Consider the following 22,791-nt stretch of genomic DNA (forward strand, 5'->3'; position numbering starts at 1 on the left):
GTGGTCCTTCCGGGACGACGAGGAGGGGACGGGAGCTTCAGCCCTTGACGGCGCCGGCAGCGAGACCGGCGACGAGGCGCTTCTGCACGAGGAGGAAGCCGACGACGACGGGGAGCACCGAGAGCACGCCGCCGGCGGTGAGGAGGTCCCAACGGATCTGGTACTCGCCGATGAACAGGTGCAGGCCGACCGGCAGGGTGCGGGTCGCCGTCTGCGACGTGAAGGTGAGGGCGTAGAGGAACTCGTTCCAGGTGAGGATGAACGCGTAGGTTCCCGCCGCCACCATCCCGGGCCGCAGCAGGGGCAGCAGCAGGATGCGAACGATCTGCGCGGACGAGGCCCCGTCGATCTGGCCCGCCTCCTCTATCTCCCGGGGGATGGAGTCCGCGAACCCTTTGAGCAGCCAGGTGGCGAACGGTGTGGCGAACGCGGCGTGCACGAGGGCGAGACCGAGCGTCGTATCCATCAGCCCCATCCCGCGCAGCTGCCCCTGCAGCGAGATCACGAGCAGCACGGCGGGGAACATCTGCGCGAGCAGCAGCCCGATCATGACGGCACCGCGACCGCGGAAGTCGAACCGGGACATCGCGATCGCGGCGCCGGTGGAGACCACGAGGGTCACCGGGACGGCGATCGCGGCCACGGTGAGGCTGTTCCGCAGATAGGTCAGGAACGGCGTCGTCGACAGCAGCTCGGCGTAGGAGGCGGTCGTGAACTCCGAGGGGATGAGGTTCGCTCCGGCGCCGGCGAGCTGGTCCCGGGGCGTGAGTGACGTCAGCAACATGACGATGTACGGCCCGAGCACCATCGCGAGCACGCCGAGGAGGGCGATCGCGAAGCCGGTCCTTCCCGCGAGGCGGCCGAAGCGGACGGGGGCGGTCGTCGTGGTCATCGCGTGGTGTCCTTCCGGGTGAGGCGCACGTAGAGCGCGATGAAGACGGCGAGGAACAGGGCCTGGATGACGGCGTACGCCGCGCCGGCACCGAAGTCGCTGGCCTTGTAGGTCGTGAGATACGACTCGAGCGCCAGGGTCGTCGAGGACGTGCCCGGCCCGCCGCCGGTGAGGATGAAGATGAGGTCGACGTAGTTCGAGGTCCAGATCAGGCGCAGAAGCGTCGTGATGAGGATCGTCGGGAGGATGGCGGGCAGCACGACGTGGCGGAAGACCCCGACGGGGCCGCATCCGTCGATCTGCGCGGACTCCTTGAGCTCGCCGGACCCGCTCTGCAGCGCCGCGAGGATCATGATCGCGAAGAGCGGGATGCCCTGCCAGACGTCGATCATCACGAGCGTCGGCAGCGCGGTGCTGTTCTGCGACAGGAACTCGATCGGGGCGTCGATGACGCCGGCGTTCAGGAGCCACTGGTTGAGGACGCCGTTGTTGGGGTCGAGGATCCACTTCCACATCAGCGCGACCAGGACGCTCGGCGTCGCCCACGGGATCATGATGAGCCCGCGGTACACGCCCCGCAGGGGGAAGCGGTTGTTCAGCATGAGCGCGAGCGACAGCCCGCCGATCAGCTGGAGCGCGACGGCACCGAAGGTCCAGAACGCCGTGCGGCCCAGCGTGGGGACGAACTCCGCGGTGCCGATGACGCTGGCGAAGTTCTGGAACCCGACGAACTCGAGCACGCCGGTGAAGACGCTCACGTCGTTGAACGAGAACCAGATCGAGCGGACGAGCGGATATCCGGCGAAGACCGCGACGAGCACGATCGCCGGCGCGAGCAGGACGAGGGGGGCGACCGAGCCGCGGCGCGCGCGTCGCCGGGGCCGGGTCACCGGCCGGCGCGGGGCCGGCCGGCCGGTGACGACCGCTTCCGTGAGGGTGGAGCTTGCCATGTCGGTCCTCAGCGCAGCACGTCGGACATCTTCGTCAGCACGTCCTGGCTGCTGATCTCACCCTGGAACGCCTGCTGGATGAGCGGGTTCCACTCCTTCGCGGCGAGCTCGGCCACCCCCTCCAGCGCCGGCCACGTCCTGGCGGTGGGAATGGCGTCGACCGCGACCGCGAGCTGCGGGTCGGACGAGTACGCCTCGGTGTCGATCACCGACTCGAGCACCGGAAGCTGACCCTGCGGCGAGGCGGAGATCTTCTCCATCTGCGCCTCCTCGCTCAGCCAGGAGATCCACTCCCAGGCGGCGTCCTTCTTGTCGGAGCCCTCGAGGATGACGTTGCCGCTCATGCTGCCGAGCGTCGCGCCGGGCTTGCCGTCGGCCGTGGGGATCGGGACGACGCCGAGCTTGTCGCCGAAGACCCCCTGCAGCTCCTTCAGGGAACCCGGGTGGTGGATCATCATGCCGGTGAGGCCCTCGACGAAGTTCGTCTTGACGTCGGCGAAGGCGGCCGTGATCGATCCGGGGGGCGCCGCCTGCAGGTCGGTGACGATGCGGAGGTAGCCCTCGTTCACCGCGACGCCCTTCGCGTCGTCCAGGACGACCTCGCCGGAGTCGTCGACGACCGACGCCCCGCCGGCGTACATCCACGCGAGCCACTGGTCCTGTCCGCCCGCACCGCCGCGGACGTCGATGCCGTACCGGCCGTCGCCGGTGAGGGCGGCCGCCGCGTCGAGGAGGTCCTGCTGGGTGCGCGGCGCGTCGAGTCCGAGCTCCTCGAAGTAGTCCGTGCGGTAGTAGAGGTAGAGCGTCGTGTACTGGTGCGGCAGCATGTACACCGCGTCCTCGCCGGGTAGCTGACCCGTCGCCCAGAGCGAGTCCACGACGTCGTCCGCGGCGTCCCAGCCGTCGACGTACGAGGTGAGGTCGGCGATGGCACCCTGCGGCGCGAACTGCCCGAGCCACCAGTCCTTGCTGCGGGCGGCATCCGGACCGGTGCCGTTCATCGCGGAGGACACGAGCTGGTTCTGGTACTGGTCGAGCGGGATCGTCTCCAGCACGACCTTCACGTCGTCCTGTGCGCCGTTGAACTCGTCCGCGAGCTCCGTCCAGGTGGGGTCGGTCGCGTCGTCCTGCCAGAGCCAGTAGGTGATCTCGACGGGGCCGTCGCCCTCCCCGGACGGGGCGCTGCCGGCACAGCCGGTGGCGAGGGCGACGACGCCGAGGGCGGCCAGGGCGGGGAGGATTCGGGTGGATCTCATGATGCGTACTCCTTCGTCGATCAGATGAGGGTCGTGCGAAATCGATTTCAAGACGGGTGCGACAGAACGCGCCGGCGCGCGGATGGTCAGACCGGCAGCGGGGCCGTGGTGCCGAAGTCGATGTCCGGATAGCGGTTGCGGACACCGTAGAAGTGGGCGTCCAGCTCATGGACGGCCCGGCGGGTGTCGCCGGCCTCGATCGCATCGATGATGCGACCGTGCATCGCGGCGATGGCCGGATCCTCCTCGACGGGCTCCTCGCGTCGCGCGGCGGCGAAGACGACCCAGAAGGACTGCAGGAACTGATCCACGAACGCATTGCCCATCGGCGCGAGCAGCCCGCGGTGGAATTGCTGGTCGAGCTCGGCGAAGCTCTCGTTGCGCAGGGCGCGCTCCACCATCTCCTCCGAGAGCAGCCGCAGACGGGCCAGGTCGCTCGGCTGCAGGCGCGGGATGACCAGAGGCAGCAGAGACGTCTCCAGCGCGTGACGCACCTCCAGGAGCTCGCGGGTGGCGGCTTCGGGGTCGTCGACGAAGCCGATCCAGCGGGTGGCGAGATCGGCGGCGCGGAATCCTCGCCAGACCCGGCGCGCCCCTTGCCGGGACACCACGATGCCGAACGCCTCGAGGACGCTGAGGGCCTCGCGGATGCGCTGCCGTCCCACCTCCAGCACGGCGCCGAGCTCCGCCTCGGTGGGCAGCGGGTCGCCGATCTCCAGGCCGGAACGCTGCAAGTGCTGAGCCAGACGCCGGGCGAGCGCGTCCGACAAGTCGGACCCGGTGACCTCGATCTTGTCTGACATGTTCCGTTCGCCCCTTCGCGATATCGGCGGAATTCCTGGTTCTGAGCCTAGACAGTCGTTGCGCTTGTCGTCAAGTGCCCTCTCACCCATATTCACTTGTCCGACAAGCGAGCGCGGGCACACGCAGAGATGCCGCGACCCGAAGGCCGCGGCATCCCGTCGCGTGCGTGTCCCCGGATTCGCGTCAGCGGTGCGCGGCCACCACCTGCGCGACGGCCGCCCGCTCATCGGCGGAGGGTTCGGCGATGGCCATACGGCAGTGCGTGTCCACGACATCGAGCACGCGGTACGCCTCCTTCATCCGCGCCATGTCGCCGCCGATGAGCGCGACGACGTCGTCCACGGCGGCCTGTGCCGCGGCGATGGCGTCCGTGTCGCCGGAGCGTCCGGCGTCGGCCAGGGCGCGGAAGGGCTTCGGCGTCACGGAGGAGACACCCGAGACGACGCCCTGCGCGCCCGCTTCGACGGCCGCGATGAGGTCGCGGTCGGCGCCGGTGTAGAGCTCGAAGTCGGCCGGCACCACCGCGCGGTACGCCGCGATGTCGTCGAGGGAGAGCTCGCTCACCTTGGCCCCGACCACGTTCGGCAGGGCGGCGATGCGTACGAGCAGCTCCGGCGAGACGGGGTTCCCGCTGCGCGCGGGATAGATGTAGACGTAGAGGCGCCCCTCCCCCACGGCTGCCGAGACCGCGCGGTAGTAGTCGAGGATCGCGTCGTCCGTGGCACGCAGGTAGTAGGGGGTGAGGGCCGCGAACTCCGTGGCCCCCAGCTCCTTCGCGATGCCGACCAGGCGCACGGCCTCGAAGGTGCTCGGCTGTCCGACGTGCACGATCACGCGCATCCGGTCCGCCAGCTCCTCCAGCGCGGCACCCACGAGCGCCCGGAACTCGTCCGCGTCCACGGCGGGGAACTCGCCCGTGGTGCCGAGGACGAAGGCGCCCTCGTTCCCCGAGTCGGCCACGAACCGGAAGATCGCGCGCGACCCGTCGAGGTCGAGGGTCCCGTCGCGGTGGAACGCGGTCGGGACGGCGGTCAGGATGTCGTAGCGGGTCACTTCTCGGTCTCCTCGGGGGTCGTGCTCTTGCGGTTCTTGCGGTCGGCGCGTCCCCGGCGCGCACCGGCGTCGACGTTGCGGACGGTGGAGGTGAGCAGGTCGGGCTGCGCCGCGAGCTCGTCGTGTGCCTTCTCGATCTGCACGATGCTGTCGGTGTGGAGGATCGAGTCCTCCACCGAGGCCCGCTCTGCCCGGGGCGTGCGGGCGGCGCGGATCGCGGGCATCACGATCGACAGCACCGCGAGCGCGAGCAGAACGAGGGCGATCGGGCTGACGACCTCGAAGAACGGCCGCGTCGGCAGGATCGCCAGCGTGCGGGCGAGGTTCTCCTCGGCGAGCGGACCGAGCAGGAGACCGAGCACCACGGGTCCTGCCGGGACCTGCATGCGCTTGAGCAGCACGCCGACCACACCGAAGACGAGCATCGTGACGACCGTCGACAGGCTGTTCGAGGTGGCGTACGTGCCGATGATGCAGAAGATGAGGATGCCGCTCCACAGATACGGCTGCGGCACGTCGAGCAGCTTGACCATGCCCTTCATCCGCACGAGGCTCAGCGCGAGCGACAGGAGGGTCGCGACGAGCATGATCCCGACGATCGAGACGACGAGGTCGGGGCGGTTGGTGAACAGCGTGGGCCCGGGGGTGATGCCCCAGATGATCATCGAGCCGATCATCACCGCCATCACGGAGTCCCCGGGGATGCCGAGTGCCATCGTGGTGGTCAGCGAGCCGCCGAGCGTGGCGCTGGAGGCGGTGTCGGACGCGGCGACGCCCTCGATCGATCCCTTGCCGAACATCTCCGGGTGCTTCGACGCCTTGCGCGCCCGCTCCCAGCCGATGAGCCCGGCGATGTCGCCGCCGGCCGCGGGGATGAGGCCGACACCGAGGCCGACCGCGCCGCCGACCGCGGTGGCCCGTCCGCTCTGCTTCAGCTCCGCGCGGTTCGGCCACCACCGCCCGAGGCTCGAGATCGGTCGGACGTGCGACTTCCGGTGCGTGAGGAGCTGGTCGAACAGCTCGGCGATGCCGAAGAGGCCGATGATGACGGCGATGAAGTTCACGCCCTCGACGAGTTCCAGCACACCGAACGTGAAGCGCTGGTCGGCCGTGGCGGCGTACGTTCCGACACTGCCGAGCATGAGTCCGAAGAGGCCCGCGAGGATGCCCTTGAGCATCGACTTGGACGAGATGCCGATCATGATCGCGATGCCGAAGACGACGAGCGCGAACAGCTCGGGCGACTTGAAGTAGTCCCGGGCGAAGCTGGCGATCGGCACGGCGGCGACCGAGAAGAGCACGAGCGAGGCGAGGATGCCGACGGCCGACACGATCGCGGAGATCGTCAGCGCGAGACCGGCCCTGCCCTGTTTCGCCATCGGATAGCCGTCGAGGGTGGTGGCGATGGAGGCGGGAGTCCCCGGGGTGTTGATGAGGATGGACGGCACCCGGTCGCCGAAGTTCGCCGCGACGTAGATCGTCAGCAGCACCGCGAGGCCCTGCACGGGTTCGAGGGTCATGGTGAAGCCGGCCGCAAGCGCGACGGCCATGGTCGCGGTGATGCCGGGGAAGGCGCCGACCATGAAGCCGAGGACGAGGCCGACCGCCATGTACAGCAGGATCGAGATGTCGAGGAGCGAGTTCAGCCCCTCCAGGAGCGCGTTCACAGGGGGATCCTCAGGAGCATGCCGAAGACGACGTAGACGAACGCCGTGACGGCGGCGGAGTAGATGACGAGGCTCAGCCAGCGGCGGTGGCCGTAGAGGAGCATCAGTGCGGCCATGAGCAGGGCGCAGGCGATCGGGAAGACCTCGATCCGGTAGCCGAAGAGGATGACCGAGCCGAGGGACCAGAGCGCGATGAAGGCACCGGCGATCGCGATCGTCGTGACCACCCGGAGGACGCCGCCCGGCTGGATGCGCTCGAGGTCCTCCCGCGTGGGTGCCGGTCGCGTGATCGCCACGGCGAGCAGGGCGATCGCGATCACGACGCCGGTCACGCCGATGACGAGCGGCCAGAAGCGGGCGTCGATCTGTCCGGGGGCGGCCTCGCGGCGCAGCGGGATCTGCGTGGCGAGGAAGAGATAGCCGGCGGTGATCGCGAGGGCGACGGCGGCGAACGCGATCTCGAGGGGTCGCGAGGCAGTCGCCCCCTCGTAGCCGCCCGGCGCGGCCGACTCGGCCGCGGTGTCGGGGCTGGTCATGGTGCTCCTTCGTCGGAGGACGCGGTGGGGCCGGCGCGTGCCGACCCCACCGGAGGTGTTCAGCCCAGGAGGTCCTGGAACAGGGCGAACTGGTCGTCGACGAACCCGGTCCACTCCGCGGAGTCGCGGTAGACCACGAGGTTGCCGGCGTCCGCCTGGAACTTCTGGTAGCTCTCGGACTCCACGGCCTCCTTGACGGCGGCCTCAAGGGCGTCGTGCACGTCGTCGGGCAGGCCGGCCGGTGCGTAGATGCCGCCCCAGCCGCCGAAGACGACCTCTTCGCCGATGGCCTCCTCGACCGTCTCGACGTCCTCCGCGTCCGGGTGACGCTCGTCGTTCATGACCGCGAGGATGCGGACGGCCTCGCCCTGCGCGAGGGCCTCGCCGAGTCCGGAGACGGCGGCGACGGTCTCACCGGATGCGGCGGCGGCGACCGCCGTGGCGCCACCGTCGTAGGGGACCGGGGTGAAGTCGGCGTCCGTGGCCTTGCCGAGGCCGAGGGTGGCGGCCTCCCAGATCGAGCCGGCGCCGGAGTTCGCGACCGTGACCGCGCCGGACTTCGCCTGGGTCACGAGGTCGTCGAGGGTCTCGATGCCGCTGTTGGCGCCCACCGTGATGACGCCGGGGGCGAGCATGATCTGCCCGAGCAGGTCGAAGTCGTCGGGCAGCACGTCGGCGCTCTGGGTCGTGTTGAGCATCGCGATCTCGACCGGGGCGAACCCGATGACGTAGCCGTCCGGATCCTGCGAGCCGACGTACTCCATCGCGAGCGCTCCCGCGGCTCCGGGCATGTTCTCCGGGATCACGCTGACGCCGAGGATCTTCTCGAGTTCGGTGGCGAGCGCGCGGGACGACAGGTCGGAGCCGCCACCGGGGTTGGCTTGGATGATCAACCGGATGTCGTCCTCGGGATAGGTCGAGGCGGCCCCCTCGCTCTCGTCGACCTTCGTGCAGGCCGACAGCACCAGAGCGGTGGCGGCGAGGGCGGCGAAGGCAGCGGCCGCCCGAGTGATGCGCATGCGGGGCATCTTTGCTCCTCTACGTGGGTCGACCGTGTTGTCGACACCGCGAGGCTACCAGTGTTGACTGTTAACAGTCAACACTGTGGCCGAGTCACCGCACGCGACACACGGCCAGGAGGTGCGGGCTCAGCTCCCGGATTCCGGGAACGGTGCTCCCGGCTCGCGCCAGCTGGAGGGCCGCCTGCGTGAGCGCCGCCTCCTCCACGGGCATCCCCTCCAGCAACAGCCCGCCGGGCCCTTCGACGCCATGGACCTCCAGAACGTCGAGTCCGGCGGAGACGGCCTCCTCGGCGAGCGACTCCGCCGTATGGAAGTGCCCCGCCGGGAACCGACCCCGCGAGGAGGGAGTCCCGTGTTCCAGCAGGGCGCCGTGTTCGTCGTCGAGGTGGAGGTCGGTCACGCCGAGCGCGAGCTGACCGAATCCGACGAACCGCGAGAGGCCTGCCACGAACACCCAGCCGCCGGATCGCACCACCCGTGCGGCCTCGCCGAGCGCCTGGAGACGCTCCGCGCGATCGGCCAGGTGGTACAGCGGACCGAGGAGAAGGGCGGCATCGAAGCTGTCCGCGGCGAACGGCAGCGAGCGCGCGTCGCCCACGCGGGCGTCCACACCTCGCTCCGCCGCACTCCGGACATGGCCCCGCACCGGGTCGACGAGGGTGACCCGATGTCCGCGGTCGAGAAGCGAGCGCGCATGGACGCCCGCCCCGCCTCCGACATCGATCACGCGACCCTCGGCGAGGTGCTCCGCGATCAGCTCCTGGATGCGCTGGTGCTCGAGCGGTCCCTGCGCCGACCGGGTCGTCAACCGCACCGATTCGTCGAACCGCTCCTCGTAGTAGTCGCGGATCCGCTCGTCGAGCTCGCGCTGGTCCATGGTCGGCCTCCGATCGGTAGGCCTCCATCATCCACGCCCGTCCGCGCGACGCACGGCGCCAGGCGGGGATGTCCGCCTGGCGCCGTCCCTCCGCGTCTGACCGGCTCTAGCCGGCTGTCGCGTTCTCGTACGCCCGCATCGCGGCCTCCTGCGCCTCCTTCAGCGCGTCCGCCGGCGACTTGTCCCCGAGCAGCGCCGCCGTGATGGCGTTGTTGAGCTCGTTCTGGATCTCCTGGCCCGCCGGGGAGGAGCCGAACGACTGCCCGTAGTCCACCACGTCGTAGTAGGTGGAGATGACCTGATCGAAGCCGGCGTTGCCGCTGTCGGTGACGAAGGTCTCGCGGATCGACTGGTCGGCGGACGGCGACCCGGTGAACAGCCCGGTGTTGATCCCGCCGTCGGTCTTCAGGGTCTCGGCACGTGCCTCGCCCGCCGCATTCCACGCGTCGTCGGAGGTGAGGTTCACCATCCACGCGCACGCCGCCGCGGGGTTCTCCGCTCCGGCCGGGATCACGAACGCGGTGCCGGAGGCGACAGAGAACGGCTCGCCGTCGGCGTTCCGGAACGGCACGGCCTCGAGGTCGATCTGGTCGGCGTAGGGGCTCAGCACGTTCGGATACCACTGTGCGTTCACCTGCGCGCCCACCTGCTGGGCGACGAACTGGTTCTGATCGCCGAAGGCGTCGAACGAGTCGGTGAAGCTCTTGACGGCAGCGAAGCCGCCCTGCGCGTCGGTGATCTGCTTGAGCATCTCGATGCCGGCCACGTTGCTGGAGTCGTCCAGGGTGGGCGCCCCCTTCTCATCGTTGAGCTGGCCGCCCATGCCGAGGATCCACAGCCCGGCCTGACCGGTCGCGACCGGATCGAACCCGAGCCGCGTGGGTACGCCGCCGGACTCCTGGTACATCTTCTCGATCGCGCCGAGCAGCACGTCGGGCTTCGAGGTGTCGATCTCGTCCGCCGTCACCCCCGCCTCGTCGAGCACGGCCTTGTTCAGCAGGATCGCCGGCGGCTGGTAGAACTGCGGCACCGCCCACACCGCGTCGTCGTAGGTGACGTCGTCGACGACGAAGGGGTACCAGTGGTCGCGCGGCGAGACGTCCTGGGCCGCGAAGCATTCGTCGAGCGGCATGATGAGGTCCTGCGCGGCATACGTGGTCACGTACCGGCGATCCATCTGCACCACGTCGGGTACGTCGCCGCTCGCGATGCGGGTGGTGAACTTCTGTGCGTCGAAGGCCGTCGCGTCGAGGTCGACCTCGACGTCCTTCAGCTGCTCGGCGGCGTAGTCCATGCGCGAGGTGCCAACGTCGTCGGCGTTCTCGAAGCCCCACGCCTTCAGCGTGCCGCTCGGCTCCGCCCCGAAGTCGGCGTCGGCCGCCTGGTCGTCTCCCCCTCCCCCGCCGCACCCGGCGAGGACGAGGACGGATGCCGCGGCGACCGCGGTGATTCCCAGCATGCGTGTGCGCATGACTGCTCCTTTCGATCTGTGGTTCGTCATCCCTTACGCCCCTGGGTCGCGACGCCCTCGATGAAGGCGCGCTGCCCGAAGGCGAAGAGGATGAGCATCGGGAGGGTCACCAGGAGGGAGGCGACCATGACGTACTGGTAGTCGCCATGACCGCCCGCCGTGGGGCTGTACTTGGTCATGGCGTACGCGATGCCGAGCGGCGCGGTGAACTCGTCCACCGACCCGGCGTTGAGGTAGATGAGGGCGGCCTGGAGGTTATTCCAGCTCGCCTGGAACTCGAACAGGAACACGATGACGAACGACGGGATCGACAGCGGCATCGCGATCCGCCAGAAGAGGCCCCAGGCGCTGGCCCCGTCGAGCCGCGCCGCCTCGAACAGCTCCCGCGGCAGGCCGAGGAAGAACTGCCGCTGCAAGAAGATGTAGAAGGCCGATCCGAAGAGGTTCATCCCCCACAGCGGCACCCAGGTGCCGAGGAGTCCGGTCTCCTTCCAGATGAGGTAGATCGGGATCATCGTCACCGCGCCGGGAAGCATCATCGTCGCGAGCACGAGGCCGAACAGCAGGCCGCGCCCCGGGAAGCGGAAGTAGGCGAACCCGAACGCCACGATCGAGCTGGAGATCGCGACAGCACCGGCGGCGAGCAGCGCGATGGCGATGCTGTTGCCCATCCAGTTCAGCAACGGGAGTTGATTCCACACCTCCACGTAGTTCTCCGGCACGAAGGTCTTCGGGATGAGGGCGTTGTCGAACACCTCCCCTCGTGGCTTGAAGCTCGCCGCGAGGAGCCACGCGAAGGGGTGCAGGAACAGCAGCGCGAACAGCACGAGGATGACGTTCAGCACGATTCGGGCGATGAGGCTCTTCGGCTGCCGCAGCTGCCGTCGCCAGCGCGAACGGGTGGCGACGGTGGTCGTGAACGTGCCAGGGGACTTCTCGGGCTCCGCCTCGACGGGGACCTGACGCAGGGTCTGGGACATCAGCGGTCTCCCTCGTAGTAGACGAAGCGGTTGCCGACCTTCACCTGGATGAGCGTGATGATCATGATGATGACGAAGAGCAGCCACGCCATCGCCGCCGCGAAGCCGAAGTTGAACTGCCGGAAGGCCTGCTGGAACAGGTAGATCGCGTAGAAGAGGGATGCCTCCGGTGACGAATTGCTCTGATCCCGCCAGAACAGCAGGTACGCCTGGTCGAAGATCTGGAACGCGGCGATCGACAGCACGATGACGTTGAAGAACATGGCCCCCGAGATCATCGGGAGGGTGATCGAGAAGAACTTCCTGATCGGTCCCGCCCCGTCGAGCGAGGCCACCTCGTACAGCTCGACGGGCACGTTCTTCAGCGCCGCGAGGAAGATCACCATGGTCCCCGCGACGGTCCACAGCGTCATGATCACGATGCTCGGCTTGACCCATGCGGGGTCGACGAGCCACTGCGGCCCCTGGATGCCGAACACCCGGAGGAACTGGTTGATCGCCCCGGAGTTGCCGTTCAGGAGGAGGAAGAACACCGCGGCGGTCGCGACGGCCGGCGTCATCTTCGGCAGGTAGTAGAGCACCCGGAAGGCACCCGCACCCCGTCCGACGCGGTTGAGCAGCAGGGCGAGGATCAGCGCGAACACGATCTCCAGCGGCACCGCCATCACCACGTAGAACAGCGTGTTCGCGAGCGAGACGCCCACCCGCGGGTCCTCGAAGAGGTTGGCGTAGTTGTCGATGCCGACCGGGCGGGCGCTGTTCGTGGCGAGGTTGTAGCTGCTGAACGAGATGTACAGGCTGTAGACCATCGCGCCGGCCGTGAAGATGAGGAATCCGATGAGCCAGGGCGAGATGAAGAGATAGCCGGCGAGGGCCTCCCGGCGGTTGTACCGGTCCCGCTGGCGGGTCTTGAGCGGCATCCACCTGCCTCCTTTCCGAGGACGTGCAGACACGACACTCCCGTCCTGGCGCGATGCTAGATCCGGAGAAGCGGTTCTCCGCGGGGCTTGCGCAGAACCGTTTCCTGTGGTTCACCTGAATGCCGCGTGGGCGCCCTGGTGCCCCGGCTGCGGTTCCTCCCTAGGATGAGGGGAATAAACACGGAGGAGGGCCGGGGGAATGTTCGACGAGCGACGGCGACAGGCAGCGCTCGAGGAACTGGGGATCCTTGACACACCACCCGATGAGCGGGTGGATCGGGTGGCACGACTGGCGAAGGAGATGTTCGGCGTGCCGATGGTCAGCGTCTCGCTGATCGACCGCGACCGACAGTGGCGCAAATCGCAGATCGGCCTCGGGGGGAACGAGGCACCGCGCCAGGACTCGTTCTGCGACTACACCGTGTCGCAGGACCGGACCGTGGTGGTGGAGGACGCGAGCACCACCGACCTCTTCGCCGAGAACCCGTTCGTGACCGGCGATCCGCACCTCCGCTTCTATGCGGCCCATCCGCTGCACGCGCCGGGCGGCGAGCCGGTCGGGACGCTGTGCGTGCTCGACACGGAGCCGCACACCTTCACCGACGCCCAGCAGGACCTCCTGCGCGACCTCGCGTTCTGGGTGCAGACGGAGCTGGCACAGGACGCGGACATCGACCATGCCGCCGTGGTGCAGCGGGCGCTGCGCCCGCGGGTGCATCCGGAGATCGAGGGCTACACGATCGCCGCCGGCGCCGCCCCACGCGGCATGCTCGCCGGCGACTACTACGACTTCTCGCGACACGGCGACGCCCTGCGCGTGACGCTGGCTGACGCGATGGGCAAGGGCACGGGACCGGCGCTGGTCGCGGCCACGGTGCGCGCCTCCCTGCGGACGGCGCCGGAGCGCTCGCTGTCCGACGCCGTGATCGAGGTGGACCGCCTGCTCGAGGACGATCTCGCTGACACGTCGATGTTCGTCACGGCCGTCGTCGCCGAGCTGCGGCCGGAGACGGGAGACCTCGAGGTCATCGACGCCGGTCACAGCCTCGCTTTCGTCGTCCGGGCGGACGGGTCGTGGACGCCGCTGCGCTCCACGAACCTGCCGCTGGGCATGGGGATGGGCCTGGCCGACCCCCGCGTCCCGGTGACCACCCGTCTGGAACCGGGCGACGCGTTCATCTGCTGCAGCGATGGACTCCTCGACGTGCTCGACCCGGACGACCCGTTCGGCCACGTCGAGCGCGTCCTCGCGGAGATGGGCCCCGGCGGCGCTGTCGGCGAGGCGCTGCGGCTCGCGAACGATGACCGCGCCACCGACGACATCACCGTCGTGGTGGTGCGGAGGGACGCATGACCGCGCGGTTCGCGACGATCCGCGTCCTCGCCCTCCTCTCGGTCCTGCTGGGCGTGAACTACGTCGCCTGGCGATGGCTGGAGTCGGTGAACTGGTCGGCCTGGTGGATCGCGGTGCCGCTCGTGATCGCCGAGACCTACAGCCTCATCGACACCTTCCTGTTCTGCCTCACGATGTGGCGCGCGAAGGAGCGTCCGGCGCCGGTATCGCCGCCGCAGGGCACCGTCGACGTGTTCATCACGACCTACGACGAGCCGATCGAGCTCGTCATGACGACGGCCAGGGCGGCGAAGCGGATCGCCTATCCGCACTCCACCTGGATCCTCGACGACGGCTCCCGCCCCGAGCTCGAGGCCGAGGCCCGGGCCGCGGGCGTCGGTTACCTCACCCGCTCCGAGGACTGGACCGGCAAGCCCCGGCATGCCAAGGCGGGCAACCTCAACAGCGCGCTCTTCCAGACCGACGGCGAGTTCCTCCTCATCCTCGACGCCGACCAGGTGCCCGACCCGCTGATCCTGCACCGCACGCTCGGCTACTTCGCGGATGACCCGGAGGTCGCCCTCGTGCAGACGCCGCAGTGGTTCGTGAACGTCGACGAGGCCGATCCGCTCGGCAGCCAGGCGCCGCTGTTCTACGGGCCGATCCAGCAGGGGAAGGACGGCTGGAATGCGGCCTTCTTCTGCGGGTCGAACGCCGTGCTCCGCCGCGAGGCGCTCATGCAGCTCGGCATCGTGGGCTACGTGCGGAACGTCACCGACTCCGCCGCGCGGGCGCTCAAGACCTCCGAGGTGCTGATCGCCCGCGAGGCCGAGGCCGCGACCGACCCCGCGCTCGCCACCGAGCTCGGGGCGCTCCGCATCGCGATCGCCCGCGGGCGGAAGGAGCTCGCCGGCGGCGACTCCGTCGCCGAGGTCGCCGCGCGCGTGGGGGAAGCTGTCGACAACGCCTCCCGGATCCTCGTGGCGCACGACTTGGAGGGCATCCGTGCCGACCTCGCGGTGATCGAGTCCCTGCCGGTGCAGCACGACGCGGAACTCGGGCAGGTGATCGTGGACGAGGCCGGGCTCGACGCTCTGGCCGCCTCCGACCTCTCCCCCCTCACCGCCGTCGAGGCCGTCCGCGGACTGCTCAACGCGCTCCGCCTCGACCGGGCCGATGAGGCGCAGCCCATCCTCCCGCTCGCCACGATCTCGGTGACGGAGGACATGGCGACGGCGATGCAGCTGCACGCCCTCGGCTGGAAGAGCGTCTACCACCACGAGATCCTGGCGCACGGCCTCGCCCCGGAAGACCTCCGGACGATGCTCACGCAGCGGCTGCGGTGGGCGCAGGGGACGCTGCAGGTGATGCTGCGCGACAACCCCCTGGCCAAGCGCGGACTCTCGGTGGGGCAGCGCCTCATGTACTTCGCGACGATGTGGAGCTACCTCTCCGGCTTCGCCGCGATCGTCTACCTCGCGGCGCCGGTGATCTACCTCGTGTTCGGGGTGCTCCCCGTCACCGCCTGGTCGGTCGACTTCTTCGTGCGGTTCCTGCCGTACTTCCTCGTCAACCAGGCGCTGTTCCTCGTGGTCGCGAAGGGGGTGAAGACCTGGCGAGGCCAGCAATACTCGCTCGCACTGTTCCCCGTGTGGATCCGCGCGTGCTGGACGGCCTTCGCCAACGTGGCGCTCGGCCGGCCGCTGTCCTTCGCCGTGACGCGGAAGGACGGCCGAGACCCGCGCGGCGTCCCGTGGCGCGAGATCTGGCCGCAGCTGACCGCGATGGTCGTGCTCGTGATCTCCCTCGTCATCGGGGTCGCCCGGGTCATCGTCGGCACCGGCGACGGCACCGGCACCCTCGTCAACACCGCCTGGGTCCTGTACGACCTGGTCGTCCTCAGCGTCATCATCCAGGCGGCGCGCTATCGCGGTCCCGCCGCACAGGTCCTCGAGAAGGAGTCGAATGAACGTCAGCACTGACACCAGGGACGGCTACGCCGTCGTCGCGATCACGGGGCGCCTGACCGCCTCGGGCGCGCCGTTGCTGCGCAACGCGGTGAGCGACCTCGTCGCCGCCGGGCAGCCGCGCATCGCGATCGACCTCAGCGGCACCGAGTTCGTCGACTCCTCGGGCCTCGGCGCCCTGGTGGGCGGCCTCAAGAGCGCCCGGGTGGCCGGGGGCGATCTGCGCATCGCCGCGGTCCCCGAGGCCGTGCGCACCGTCCTCCACCTCACCAACCTGGATCGCGTGCTCCGCGACTACCCGACGCCGGAATCGGCGTTCGATGGACGCTGACACCCGGGCCTTCCACATCGACGGGCCCGCCGGGCTCGCCCTCGTCGACCGCGCCCTCGACGAGCTCGACCGACTCTGGACTCAGGCTCCGGAGGTACCGGCGCAGGACCAGGTGCTGTTCACCCTGGCGTTGAGCGAGGTCACGACCAACGTCGCGCAGCACAACGAGCACGCGGACGTCGTCCTGAGCATCGACGTCCGCGTGACGGCGGAGGAGCTGCGCGCCTACATCCGCGACACCGCCCCGCCGGCACCGATCGACTGGGACGCGGTGACGATGCCGGGCGAGGAGGCGGAGAGCGGACGCGGACTCGCGCTGTCGCAGGCGGCGCTCGACGAGTTCACCCACACGGTCACCGATCTCGGCAACACCTGGGTGCTCGTCCGGCGCGTGGATCCCGCGCGCGACGCGGGCGGCTGACCCGTCAGGCGAGCCAGGCCGGCGCGCGCCCGCGCAGGGCGGCGGCGTCGATGGAGTAGCGCCCCGCCCCCGTGAGCGCGAGCGCGAGAGCCGCGGCGCCGAGCACGGCGACGAACTCGTAGCCGCCGGCCGTCACCCACAGGCCCGCGGGCAGGTGCACGAGCACGAGGGCGACCAGCATGTCGACGGCGAGGAGGATGCCGACCGGACGCGTCAGCAGTCCGAGGATCAGCAGGATCCCGCCGACGAGTTCGAGGAAGGCCACGACGGGCGCGGCGATCTCGGCGAGCGGGACCCCCATGCCGGCGAAGCTGCCGATGGTCCCGGGGATCGTGAACTCGAAGATCTTCTGGGCGCCGTGGGCGGCGAAGATCGCGCCGACGACGATGCGCAGGACGAGGAGTCCGAGCGACGAGGCGGAGGAGGCGGAGGCTGTGGTGTTCGTCATGAGGAGGTTCTTCCTTCGTGGCAGGACACCCGCGCGGGCGCGGACCAGGGCTCTTGCCCTGGCCCCCACGGTAGGAACCGTTCTTTTCCGTCCGCTGAACGCCTCGGGTTCGCGGACGCGGCGACCTCAGCGGGAGCCGACCTCGTGGAGCATCCGCTCCCTGGCGCCGTCGAGGTGAGCCGAGAGCACCGCGGCGGCGTCCTCCGGGGCTCCTGTCCGCATGACGTGGAGCAGTTTCACGTGGTCGTCCGACGACTCGTGCAGGTCTTCGTCGTGGTTGATCGTGACCTCGAGCAGCGCCGTGAACGTGGGGAGGTACTGGTTCCAGGCGCCCTCCAGCCGCGGGTGATCGGCGAGGGCGTAGATCTGGGAGTGGAAGTCGAGGTCGGCCGTGACGAAGGCCGCATGGTCACCGGCGTCCGCGGCCTCGGCCATGCGCTGGACGGCGTCGGCCATCGGCTGCCACCGGTCGTCGTCGTCGACCCGCATCGCCCGCGAGAGGGCGAGTTGCTCCAATGCGCCGCGGAGGCTGTAGAGCTGGTCGACGTCGTCGCTCGTGAGGCCCACGATGTAGACCCCGCGCGGGCGCTGCACCTCGACGAGCTTCTCGAAGCTGAGCTGAGTCAGGGCATCGCGCACGGGACCGCGGCTGACGGCGAACTCCTCGGCGAGGGCCTCTTCGGTGAGGCGAGCCCCCGGTGCGAGCTCCCCTCGGACGATGCGCTGGCGCAGCACGCGCGCGACCTGCGCTCCGAGCGACTCCCCGCGCGTGACGGTCTGCGTCATGGTGACCTCCTGTTAACAGTTGACAGGATACACACCGGGGTACGCGGTCAGGCTCCGGAGCGCGGACTCCAGAGCACGAGCTCGGTCGAACGGCGGATGCGGCGACCGGTGGGCATGGGCACGACCCCCGCAGCTCCGGCGGCGAACACCCGCACGCCGGGACGGTTCTCGCGCTCGGCGCGGAGAGCGCTCTCGAGCGCGATGACACGGTCGCGCAGCATCCGGTTCTCGTCCTCCAGGTCGAGGAGCCGGGCGATCGCGGGGAGACTGACCCCTTCGGAGGAGAGCTGGGCGACCTCGCGCAGCTGCTCGATGTTGCGGTGAGAATAACGACGGGAGCCGCCGGGCGTCCGTCCCGGCACCACGAGGCCGATCCGGTCGTACTGACGGAGGGTCTGGGGGTGCAGGCCGGAGAGCTTGGCGGCTGCGGCGATCGCGAAGACCGGGGTGTCCGCGTCCATCACGCCTTCCTTCCTGATTTCACGTCAGGCCGCCGCGCCAGGTCAGGCAACTCCCTTCCGGAAGCGCCTGACCCGACGCGAAAGCCTGTGCTCGTCAACGGCGGGCTTTCGCCATGAGCTCGGCCCGCGGGTTCTCCTGCGGTTCCAGCTCCTGGAACCTCTCGAGAGCCTCGCGCGCCGCGTCGTCGAGGTGCGTCGGAACCGCGACCTGGAGCTCGGCGAGCAGGTCACCGGTCCCCTTCGCGGTCGCGACACCCCGACCCTTGACGCGGAGCACGCGACCCGACGGGGTCCCGGGGGCCACACGCAGCTTCACCACGTCGCCGCCGAGCGTCGGGACCTCGATGGTCGCGCCCAGCGTCGCCTCGGTGAAGGTCACCGGGACCACGAGGCGGAGGTTGAGGCCGTCCCGCGTGAAGACCGGGTGCGGACGCACCGTGATCTGCACCACGATGTCTCCGCTCTCCCCACCGTCCGGCGAGGGGCGACCACGGCCGCGCAGCCGGATCTTCTGCCCGTCGGCGACGCCTGCGGGGATCTTCACCTTGAACGGCTTGCCGTCCTCGCCCTGCAGCGTGATGGTCTCGCCCTGCACGGCGGTGCTGAAGTCCAGCGTGGTGCGTGCTGTGACGTCGGCGCCGCGCTGCGGACCACCGAAGCCACGGAAGCCGCCGCTCGGCTGCCCGAACCGGCCACCGCCGAACGAGCTGCCCTGGCCCTGGTTGAACATCGCGAAGATGTCCTCGAAGTCGGCGGTCTGGCCGCGCCCCTGCTGTCCGAACCGGCTGAAGACGTCTTCGAACCCGCCGGCGCCCGAGCCGCTCGCCGTGAAGCGAGCGCCCGAACCCATGGCGCGGATCTCGTCGTACTCCTTGCGCTGCTCGGCGTCGGAGAGCACCGAGTAGGCCTCGCTGATCTCCTTGAACTTGGCCTCGGCCTTCGCATCGCCCTGATTGGAGTCGGGGTGATACTTGCGCGCGAGCTTGCGGTACGTCTTCTTCAGGTCAGCGTCGCTGACGTCCTTCGAGACCCCGAGGGTCTTGTAGAAATCCTTGTCGAACCAATCCTGGCTGGCCATCGATCACCTACTCCGCAGGGACGGCGACGACGACCTTCGCAGGACGCAGCTCGACCTCGCCGAGGCGGTAGCCCACCTCGACGACCTCGAGCACCGTGGTCTTCGAGGTGCCGGGGGTCGGCTGCTGGAAGATCGCCTCGTGACGCTGGGGGTCGAACTCCTCGCCCTTCTCGCCGTAGGCGACCACGCCGAGGCGCTCCACGACTGCGCGCACCTTCTCGGCGATCACGGCGAAGGGGCTGCCCTCGACCAGATCACCGTGCTGCTCGGCGCGGGCCAGGTCGTCGAGCACGGGGATGAGGCCCTTGGCGGCCTCGCCCTTCGCGCGCTCGATCTCGATCTGGCGCTGCTCCTCGGTGCGGCGGCGGTAGTTCGCGTACTCGGCCTGCAGGCGCTTGAGGTCGGTCAGCAGGGCGTTCTCGGCGTCGGCGATCGCGGCGTCGCCCGCGGCGGCATCCGCCGTCTGCGCGGCACCGAGGATGTCCTCGACCGTCAGCCCTTCCTCCGCCTCGGCAGCCGCGTCGACCGGGGTCTCGTCGGAGCCCTCGGCGGCCTTCGCCTCGCGGGAGTCCTGGTTCTGCGGCACGGGGCCGGATGCCTGAGCATCCGACCCCTCCGGAACCTCGTTCTCGTCGAAGTTCTTGTCCGTCATGATTACTTCTTCTCGTCCTCGTCGTCGACGACCTCGGCGTCGATGACGTCCTCGTCGGAGGAGGGGGCGTCACCGGTCGGGGTCTCGCCCTCTGCCGAAGCGCCGGCGGCGTCCGCCTGCGAGGAGGCGTAGATCGCCTCGCCGAGCTTCGACTGGGACTGGTTGAGCTTCTCGAACGCGGTCTTCACGGCCTCGTCGTCGTCGCCGGCCAGTGCCGTCTTGAGCGCATCGACGTCGGCCTTGACCTCGGTCTTCACGTCGTCAGGGAGCTTGTCCTCGTTCTCGGAGATGAGCTTCTCGATGGAGTAGGCGAGGGTCTCGGCCTGGTTGCGGGTCTCCGCAGCCTCACGGCGCGCCTTGTCCTCGGCGGCGTGCTCCTCGGCCTCGCGCACCATGCGCTCGATGTCCTCCTTCGACAGCGACGAACCGCCGGAGATGACGATCGACTTCTCGGTGCCGGTGCCCTTGTCCTTCGCGGACACGTGGACGATGCCGTTGGCGTCGATGTCGAAGGTGACCTCGATCTGCGGGATGCCACGGGGCGCCGGCGCGATGCCGGTCAGCTCGAACGTGCCGAGCGGCTTGTTGTCGCGCGTGAAGTCACGCTCGCCCTGGAAGACCTGGATCGCGACGGACGGCTGGTTGTCGTCGGCCGTGGTGAAGGTCTCGCTCCGCTTGGTCGGGATGGCCGTGTTGCGCTCGATGAGCTTGGTCATCATGCCGCCCTTGGTCTCGATGCCCAGGGAGAGCGGGGTGACGTCGATCAGCAGGACGTCCTTGCGCTCGCCCTTGAGGACACCGGCCTGCAGCGCGGCGCCGACGGCGACGACCTCGTCCGGGTTCACACCCTTGTTGGCTTCCTTGCCGGTCTCGCGCTTGACGAGCTCGGCGACGGCGGGCATACGGGTCGAACCACCCACGAGGACGATGTGGTCGATGTCGGACACCTTGATGCCGGCCTCGCGGATGACGTCCTCGAAGGGCTTCTTGGTGCGGTCGAGCAGGTCCTTCGTGAGGTCCTCGAACTTGGCGCGGGTCACGGTCTCGGAGAGCGAGACGGGGCCCGAGTCGGTCAGCGACAGGTAGGGCAGGTTGATGCTCGTGGACGTGGAGCTGGAGAGCTCCTTCTTCGCCTGCTCCGCAGCCTCCTTCAGGCGCTGCAGGGCGATCTTGTCACCCGAGACGTCGACGCCCGTGGTCTCCTTGAACTGCTTGATCAGGTAGTCGACGAGACGCTGGTCCCAGTCGTCTCCACCGAGACGGTTGTCACCGGCGGTGGCGCGCACCTGGATCGTGGAGAAGTCGTCGTCCTTGCCCACCTCGAGGAGGGAGACGTCGAACGTTCCGCCACCGAGGTCGAAGACGAGGATGAGCTCGTCCTCCTTGCCCTTGTCGAGGCCGTAGGCCAGGGCAGCCGCGGTCGGCTCGTTGATGATGCGGAGCACGTTGAGGCCCGCGATCTCACCGGCCTCCTTGGTGGCCTGACGCTCGGCGTCGTTGAAGTACGCCGGAACCGTGATGACGGCGTCAGTCACGGTGTCGCCGAGGTAGGACTCGGCGTCGCGCTTGAGCTTCTGGAGGATGCGCGCGGAGATCTCCTGCGGCGTCCACTTCTTGCCGTCGACGTCGAAGCTCCAGTCGGTGCCCATGTGGCGCTTGACCGAGGCGATCGTCCGGTCGACGTTGGTGACGGCCTGGCGCTTCGCGGTCTCACCGACGAGCACCTCCCCGTCCTTGGTGAAGGCGACGACCGAAGGGGTCGTGCGGAAGCCCTCGGCGTTGGCGATGACCTTGGGCTCGCCACCCTCGAGGACGCTGACGACGGAGTTGGTGGTTCCGAGGTCGATACCGACAGCACGTGCCATGTGTTCTCTCCTTTGTTGGGAAGTCTGTAGTGGTCTGGAAACCTGCGGCGATCAGGGAAACCTGAGTCGCGATGGCTCAAGTGTACGCCGAGCCCCGAAGGCTGTCAAATGAACTTGATATGAACAGGCTCAAGTTTTCCGGCCGGGCGGTCAGATGTCCGCGAGCCGCCATGCTTGACTCTCACACGGTGTCAGACGGGAGAACAGAGACATGTTGTCCATCGGAGCGTTCGCGCAGATCGGTCAGGTGACCCACCGGATGCTCCGGCACTGGGACACGGCCGGGCTGCTCGTGCCCGCCCACGTGGACGAGTTCACCGGCTACCGGTCGTACGACCCCTCGCAGCTCGAGCGGCTGCACCGGATCGTCACCCTGAGGCAGCTCGGATTCGGCCTCGACGCCATCTCGTCGATCCTCGCGGAGGGCGTCGACGCCGACCGGATCGCGGCGCTGCTGCGCATCCGGCGCGCCGAGGTGGAGCAGGAGCACCGGCTCGCCGCCGCGCGACTCGTCGATGTGGAGCGGCGCCTCCACCTCATCGAGAAGGAGAAGCACATGTCGCAGATCGAGATCGTCCAGAAGCCCCTCCCCGCCGTGCGCCTGGCGGCCGTGCGCACCGTCGTCGCCGAGCAGCCGGCGGTCGCCGAGGTCGTCGGCCCCTCCTTCGATGCCGTGGCCGAGGTCATCGGCGACGAATGCGGCGCCCTCACCACCCCGATCGCCCAGTACCGGACGCTGCCGGACGGGATGGAGGTCATCGCCGGATACTCCTACTCCGGCCCCGCCGCCGACGCGATCGAGATCATCGAACTCCCCGCCGAGGAGGACGCCGTCTGCGGGGTGCACCTCGGCTCGATGGAGCGGATCGCGGAGAGCTGGCACGCCATCCACACCGAGGTGGTCGCGCGCGGCCTCGTGCACGCCGGGCCGTGTCGGGAGCTCTACGTCCGCGCCGTCGGGGACGACCAGTCGGACTGGGTCACCGAACTCCAGCAGCCCGTCGCGCGGCGCTGACGCGGA

Annotated in this window: 23 protein-coding genes; 5 read left to right on the forward strand and 18 right to left on the reverse strand. The window is 69.3% G+C overall.

Annotation, left to right across the window (positions count from 1 at the left end; all coding sequences use genetic code 11):
* Positions 1–37: 37 nt before the first annotated feature.
* The 12 genes from C6C15_RS15835 to C6C15_RS15890 all read right to left on the reverse strand — a co-directional run bounded on the left by C6C15_RS15835 (position 38) and on the right by C6C15_RS15890 (position 12,428).
* The gene (locus C6C15_RS15835) at positions 38–892 is read right to left on the reverse strand and encodes a carbohydrate ABC transporter permease (RefSeq protein WP_060923454.1); all 855 of its coding nucleotides are present in this window, start codon (positions 890–892) and stop codon (positions 38–40) included.
* On the reverse strand, positions 889–1,842 hold the full coding sequence (locus tag C6C15_RS15840) for a carbohydrate ABC transporter permease (RefSeq protein ID WP_105950596.1): 954 nt from the start codon (positions 1,840–1,842) through the stop codon (positions 889–891). Before C6C15_RS15840 ends, C6C15_RS15835 begins: the two co-directional genes overlap by 4 nt.
* An 8-nt stretch (positions 1,843–1,850) precedes the next feature.
* A complete protein-coding gene (locus tag C6C15_RS15845; protein ID WP_105950597.1) occupies positions 1,851–3,098 on the reverse strand; it encodes an ABC transporter substrate-binding protein in 1,248 nt (415 codons plus the stop codon).
* 86 nt (positions 3,099–3,184) lie between these two features.
* On the reverse strand, positions 3,185–3,901 hold the full coding sequence (locus C6C15_RS15850; RefSeq protein ID WP_060921604.1) for a FadR/GntR family transcriptional regulator: 717 nt from the start codon (positions 3,899–3,901) through the stop codon (positions 3,185–3,187).
* A gap of 184 nt (positions 3,902–4,085) precedes the next feature.
* Positions 4,086–4,955 (reverse strand): dihydrodipicolinate synthase family protein, encoded by an 870-nt coding sequence (locus C6C15_RS15855; protein WP_105950599.1) that lies wholly within the window; start codon positions 4,953–4,955, stop codon positions 4,086–4,088.
* Entirely contained in the window at positions 4,952–6,622 is a 1,671-nt protein-coding gene (locus C6C15_RS15860; protein ID WP_085605100.1) for a tripartite tricarboxylate transporter permease, read from the reverse strand. The genes C6C15_RS15855 and C6C15_RS15860 overlap by 4 nt, the downstream gene beginning before the upstream one ends.
* The gene (locus C6C15_RS15865; RefSeq protein ID WP_105950600.1) at positions 6,619–7,158 is read right to left on the reverse strand and encodes a tripartite tricarboxylate transporter TctB family protein; all 540 of its coding nucleotides are present in this window, start codon (positions 7,156–7,158) and stop codon (positions 6,619–6,621) included. Before C6C15_RS15865 ends, C6C15_RS15860 begins: the two co-directional genes overlap by 4 nt.
* Positions 7,159–7,217: 59 nt before the next feature.
* Positions 7,218–8,177: a tripartite tricarboxylate transporter substrate binding protein gene (locus C6C15_RS15870; protein ID WP_231729519.1), complete on the reverse strand. Its 960-nt coding sequence runs from the start codon at positions 8,175–8,177 to the stop codon at positions 7,218–7,220.
* 94 nt (positions 8,178–8,271) lie between these two features.
* A complete protein-coding gene (locus C6C15_RS15875; RefSeq protein ID WP_105950601.1) occupies positions 8,272–9,057 on the reverse strand; it encodes a class I SAM-dependent methyltransferase in 786 nt (261 codons plus the stop codon).
* Positions 9,058–9,163: 106 nt separating this feature from the next.
* On the reverse strand, positions 9,164–10,528 hold the full coding sequence (locus C6C15_RS15880; RefSeq protein ID WP_105950602.1) for an extracellular solute-binding protein: 1,365 nt from the start codon (positions 10,526–10,528) through the stop codon (positions 9,164–9,166).
* A 26-nt stretch (positions 10,529–10,554) separates the two neighbouring features.
* Positions 10,555–11,508 carry a carbohydrate ABC transporter permease gene (locus C6C15_RS15885; RefSeq protein WP_105950603.1) on the reverse strand — a complete coding sequence of 318 codons (954 nt, stop codon included), beginning with the start codon at positions 11,506–11,508 and terminating at the stop codon, positions 10,555–10,557.
* Positions 11,508–12,428 (reverse strand): carbohydrate ABC transporter permease, encoded by a 921-nt coding sequence (locus tag C6C15_RS15890; RefSeq protein ID WP_085605109.1) that lies wholly within the window; start codon positions 12,426–12,428, stop codon positions 11,508–11,510. Before C6C15_RS15890 ends, C6C15_RS15885 begins: the two co-directional genes overlap by 1 nt.
* Before the next feature lie 199 nt (positions 12,429–12,627).
* Here C6C15_RS15890 and C6C15_RS15895 point away from each other — a divergent pair, with 199 nt between their 5' ends.
* Genes C6C15_RS15895 through C6C15_RS15910 form a run of 4 tightly spaced genes read left to right on the forward strand, consistent with a single transcriptional unit; the run spans position 12,628 to position 16,480 of the window.
* Positions 12,628–13,782, forward strand: coding sequence for a PP2C family protein-serine/threonine phosphatase (locus C6C15_RS15895; RefSeq protein WP_082749981.1), 1,155 nt, complete (start codon positions 12,628–12,630; stop codon positions 13,780–13,782).
* Positions 13,779–15,743, forward strand: coding sequence for a glycosyltransferase family 2 protein (locus C6C15_RS15900; RefSeq protein ID WP_105950604.1), 1,965 nt, complete (start codon positions 13,779–13,781; stop codon positions 15,741–15,743). Before C6C15_RS15895 ends, C6C15_RS15900 begins: the two co-directional genes overlap by 4 nt.
* Entirely contained in the window at positions 15,727–16,059 is a 333-nt protein-coding gene (locus C6C15_RS15905; RefSeq protein WP_025102664.1) for an STAS domain-containing protein, read from the forward strand. The genes C6C15_RS15900 and C6C15_RS15905 overlap by 17 nt, the downstream gene beginning before the upstream one ends.
* Positions 16,049–16,480: an ATP-binding protein gene (locus C6C15_RS15910; RefSeq protein WP_105950605.1), complete on the forward strand. Its 432-nt coding sequence runs from the start codon at positions 16,049–16,051 to the stop codon at positions 16,478–16,480. The genes C6C15_RS15905 and C6C15_RS15910 overlap by 11 nt, the downstream gene beginning before the upstream one ends.
* Before the next feature lie 4 nt (positions 16,481–16,484).
* Here the strand turns inward: C6C15_RS15910 and C6C15_RS15915 are convergent, their stop codons facing one another.
* The 6 genes from C6C15_RS15915 to dnaK form a co-directional block, all read right to left on the reverse strand.
* Positions 16,485–16,928 carry a DoxX family protein gene (locus C6C15_RS15915; protein WP_105950606.1) on the reverse strand — a complete coding sequence of 148 codons (444 nt, stop codon included), beginning with the start codon at positions 16,926–16,928 and terminating at the stop codon, positions 16,485–16,487.
* 126 nt (positions 16,929–17,054) lie between these two features.
* Positions 17,055–17,714: a GntR family transcriptional regulator gene (locus C6C15_RS15920; RefSeq protein WP_105950607.1), complete on the reverse strand. Its 660-nt coding sequence runs from the start codon at positions 17,712–17,714 to the stop codon at positions 17,055–17,057.
* Between the two features lie 47 nt (positions 17,715–17,761).
* On the reverse strand, positions 17,762–18,175 hold the full coding sequence (locus tag C6C15_RS15925; protein WP_060921593.1) for a heat shock protein transcriptional repressor HspR: 414 nt from the start codon (positions 18,173–18,175) through the stop codon (positions 17,762–17,764).
* A 94-nt stretch (positions 18,176–18,269) separates the two neighbouring features.
* On the reverse strand, positions 18,270–19,253 hold the full coding sequence (locus C6C15_RS15930; RefSeq protein ID WP_060921592.1) for a DnaJ C-terminal domain-containing protein: 984 nt from the start codon (positions 19,251–19,253) through the stop codon (positions 18,270–18,272).
* 7 nt (positions 19,254–19,260) lie between these two features.
* Positions 19,261–19,905, reverse strand: coding sequence for a nucleotide exchange factor GrpE (gene grpE, locus C6C15_RS15935; RefSeq protein WP_060921591.1), 645 nt, complete (start codon positions 19,903–19,905; stop codon positions 19,261–19,263).
* A 2-nt stretch (positions 19,906–19,907) separates the two neighbouring features.
* Positions 19,908–21,770, reverse strand: a complete 1,863-nt coding sequence (gene dnaK, locus C6C15_RS15940) for a molecular chaperone DnaK (protein ID WP_060921590.1) — start codon at positions 21,768–21,770, stop codon at positions 19,908–19,910.
* 211 nt (positions 21,771–21,981) lie between these two features.
* On the opposite strand from dnaK, the gene C6C15_RS15945 reads away from it, so the two are divergent.
* Positions 21,982–22,785, forward strand: a complete 804-nt coding sequence (locus C6C15_RS15945; protein WP_105950608.1) for a MerR family transcriptional regulator — start codon at positions 21,982–21,984, stop codon at positions 22,783–22,785.
* Positions 22,786–22,791 lie beyond the last annotated feature (6 nt).

Source organism: Microbacterium sp. str. 'China', assembly GCF_002993305.1.
Taxonomy (GTDB): domain Bacteria; phylum Actinomycetota; class Actinomycetes; order Actinomycetales; family Microbacteriaceae; genus Microbacterium; species Microbacterium paraoxydans.

Coding starts and splice junctions, on each gene's coding strand:
- C6C15_RS15925 (WP_060921593.1), bottom strand. CDS start 18,175: ATGGACGCGGACACCCCGGTCTTCGCGATCGCCGCAGCCGCCAAGCTC.
- C6C15_RS15870 (WP_231729519.1), bottom strand. CDS start 8,177: ATGCGCATCACTCGGGCGGCCGCTGCCTTCGCCGCCCTCGCCGCCACC.
- C6C15_RS15905 (WP_025102664.1), top strand. CDS start 15,727: ATGAACGTCAGCACTGACACCAGGGACGGCTACGCCGTCGTCGCGATC.
- C6C15_RS15920 (WP_105950607.1), bottom strand. CDS start 17,714: ATGACGCAGACCGTCACGCGCGGGGAGTCGCTCGGAGCGCAGGTCGCG.
- C6C15_RS15840 (WP_105950596.1), bottom strand. CDS start 1,842: ATGGCAAGCTCCACCCTCACGGAAGCGGTCGTCACCGGCCGGCCGGCC.
- C6C15_RS15835 (WP_060923454.1), bottom strand. CDS start 892: ATGACCACGACGACCGCCCCCGTCCGCTTCGGCCGCCTCGCGGGAAGG.
- C6C15_RS15865 (WP_105950600.1), bottom strand. CDS start 7,158: ATGACCAGCCCCGACACCGCGGCCGAGTCGGCCGCGCCGGGCGGCTAC.
- C6C15_RS15915 (WP_105950606.1), bottom strand. CDS start 16,928: ATGACGAACACCACAGCCTCCGCCTCCTCCGCCTCGTCGCTCGGACTC.
- dnaK (WP_060921590.1), bottom strand. CDS start 21,770: ATGGCACGTGCTGTCGGTATCGACCTCGGAACCACCAACTCCGTCGTC.
- C6C15_RS15910 (WP_105950605.1), top strand. CDS start 16,049: ATGGACGCTGACACCCGGGCCTTCCACATCGACGGGCCCGCCGGGCTC.
- C6C15_RS15890 (WP_085605109.1), bottom strand. CDS start 12,428: ATGCCGCTCAAGACCCGCCAGCGGGACCGGTACAACCGCCGGGAGGCC.
- grpE (WP_060921591.1), bottom strand. CDS start 19,905: ATGACGGACAAGAACTTCGACGAGAACGAGGTTCCGGAGGGGTCGGAT.
- C6C15_RS15945 (WP_105950608.1), top strand. CDS start 21,982: ATGTTGTCCATCGGAGCGTTCGCGCAGATCGGTCAGGTGACCCACCGG.
- C6C15_RS15900 (WP_105950604.1), top strand. CDS start 13,779: ATGACCGCGCGGTTCGCGACGATCCGCGTCCTCGCCCTCCTCTCGGTC.
- C6C15_RS15885 (WP_105950603.1), bottom strand. CDS start 11,508: ATGTCCCAGACCCTGCGTCAGGTCCCCGTCGAGGCGGAGCCCGAGAAG.
- C6C15_RS15850 (WP_060921604.1), bottom strand. CDS start 3,901: ATGTCAGACAAGATCGAGGTCACCGGGTCCGACTTGTCGGACGCGCTC.
- C6C15_RS15875 (WP_105950601.1), bottom strand. CDS start 9,057: ATGGACCAGCGCGAGCTCGACGAGCGGATCCGCGACTACTACGAGGAG.
- C6C15_RS15930 (WP_060921592.1), bottom strand. CDS start 19,253: ATGGCCAGCCAGGATTGGTTCGACAAGGATTTCTACAAGACCCTCGGG.
- C6C15_RS15895 (WP_082749981.1), top strand. CDS start 12,628: ATGTTCGACGAGCGACGGCGACAGGCAGCGCTCGAGGAACTGGGGATC.
- C6C15_RS15880 (WP_105950602.1), bottom strand. CDS start 10,528: ATGCGCACACGCATGCTGGGAATCACCGCGGTCGCCGCGGCATCCGTC.
- C6C15_RS15845 (WP_105950597.1), bottom strand. CDS start 3,098: ATGAGATCCACCCGAATCCTCCCCGCCCTGGCCGCCCTCGGCGTCGTC.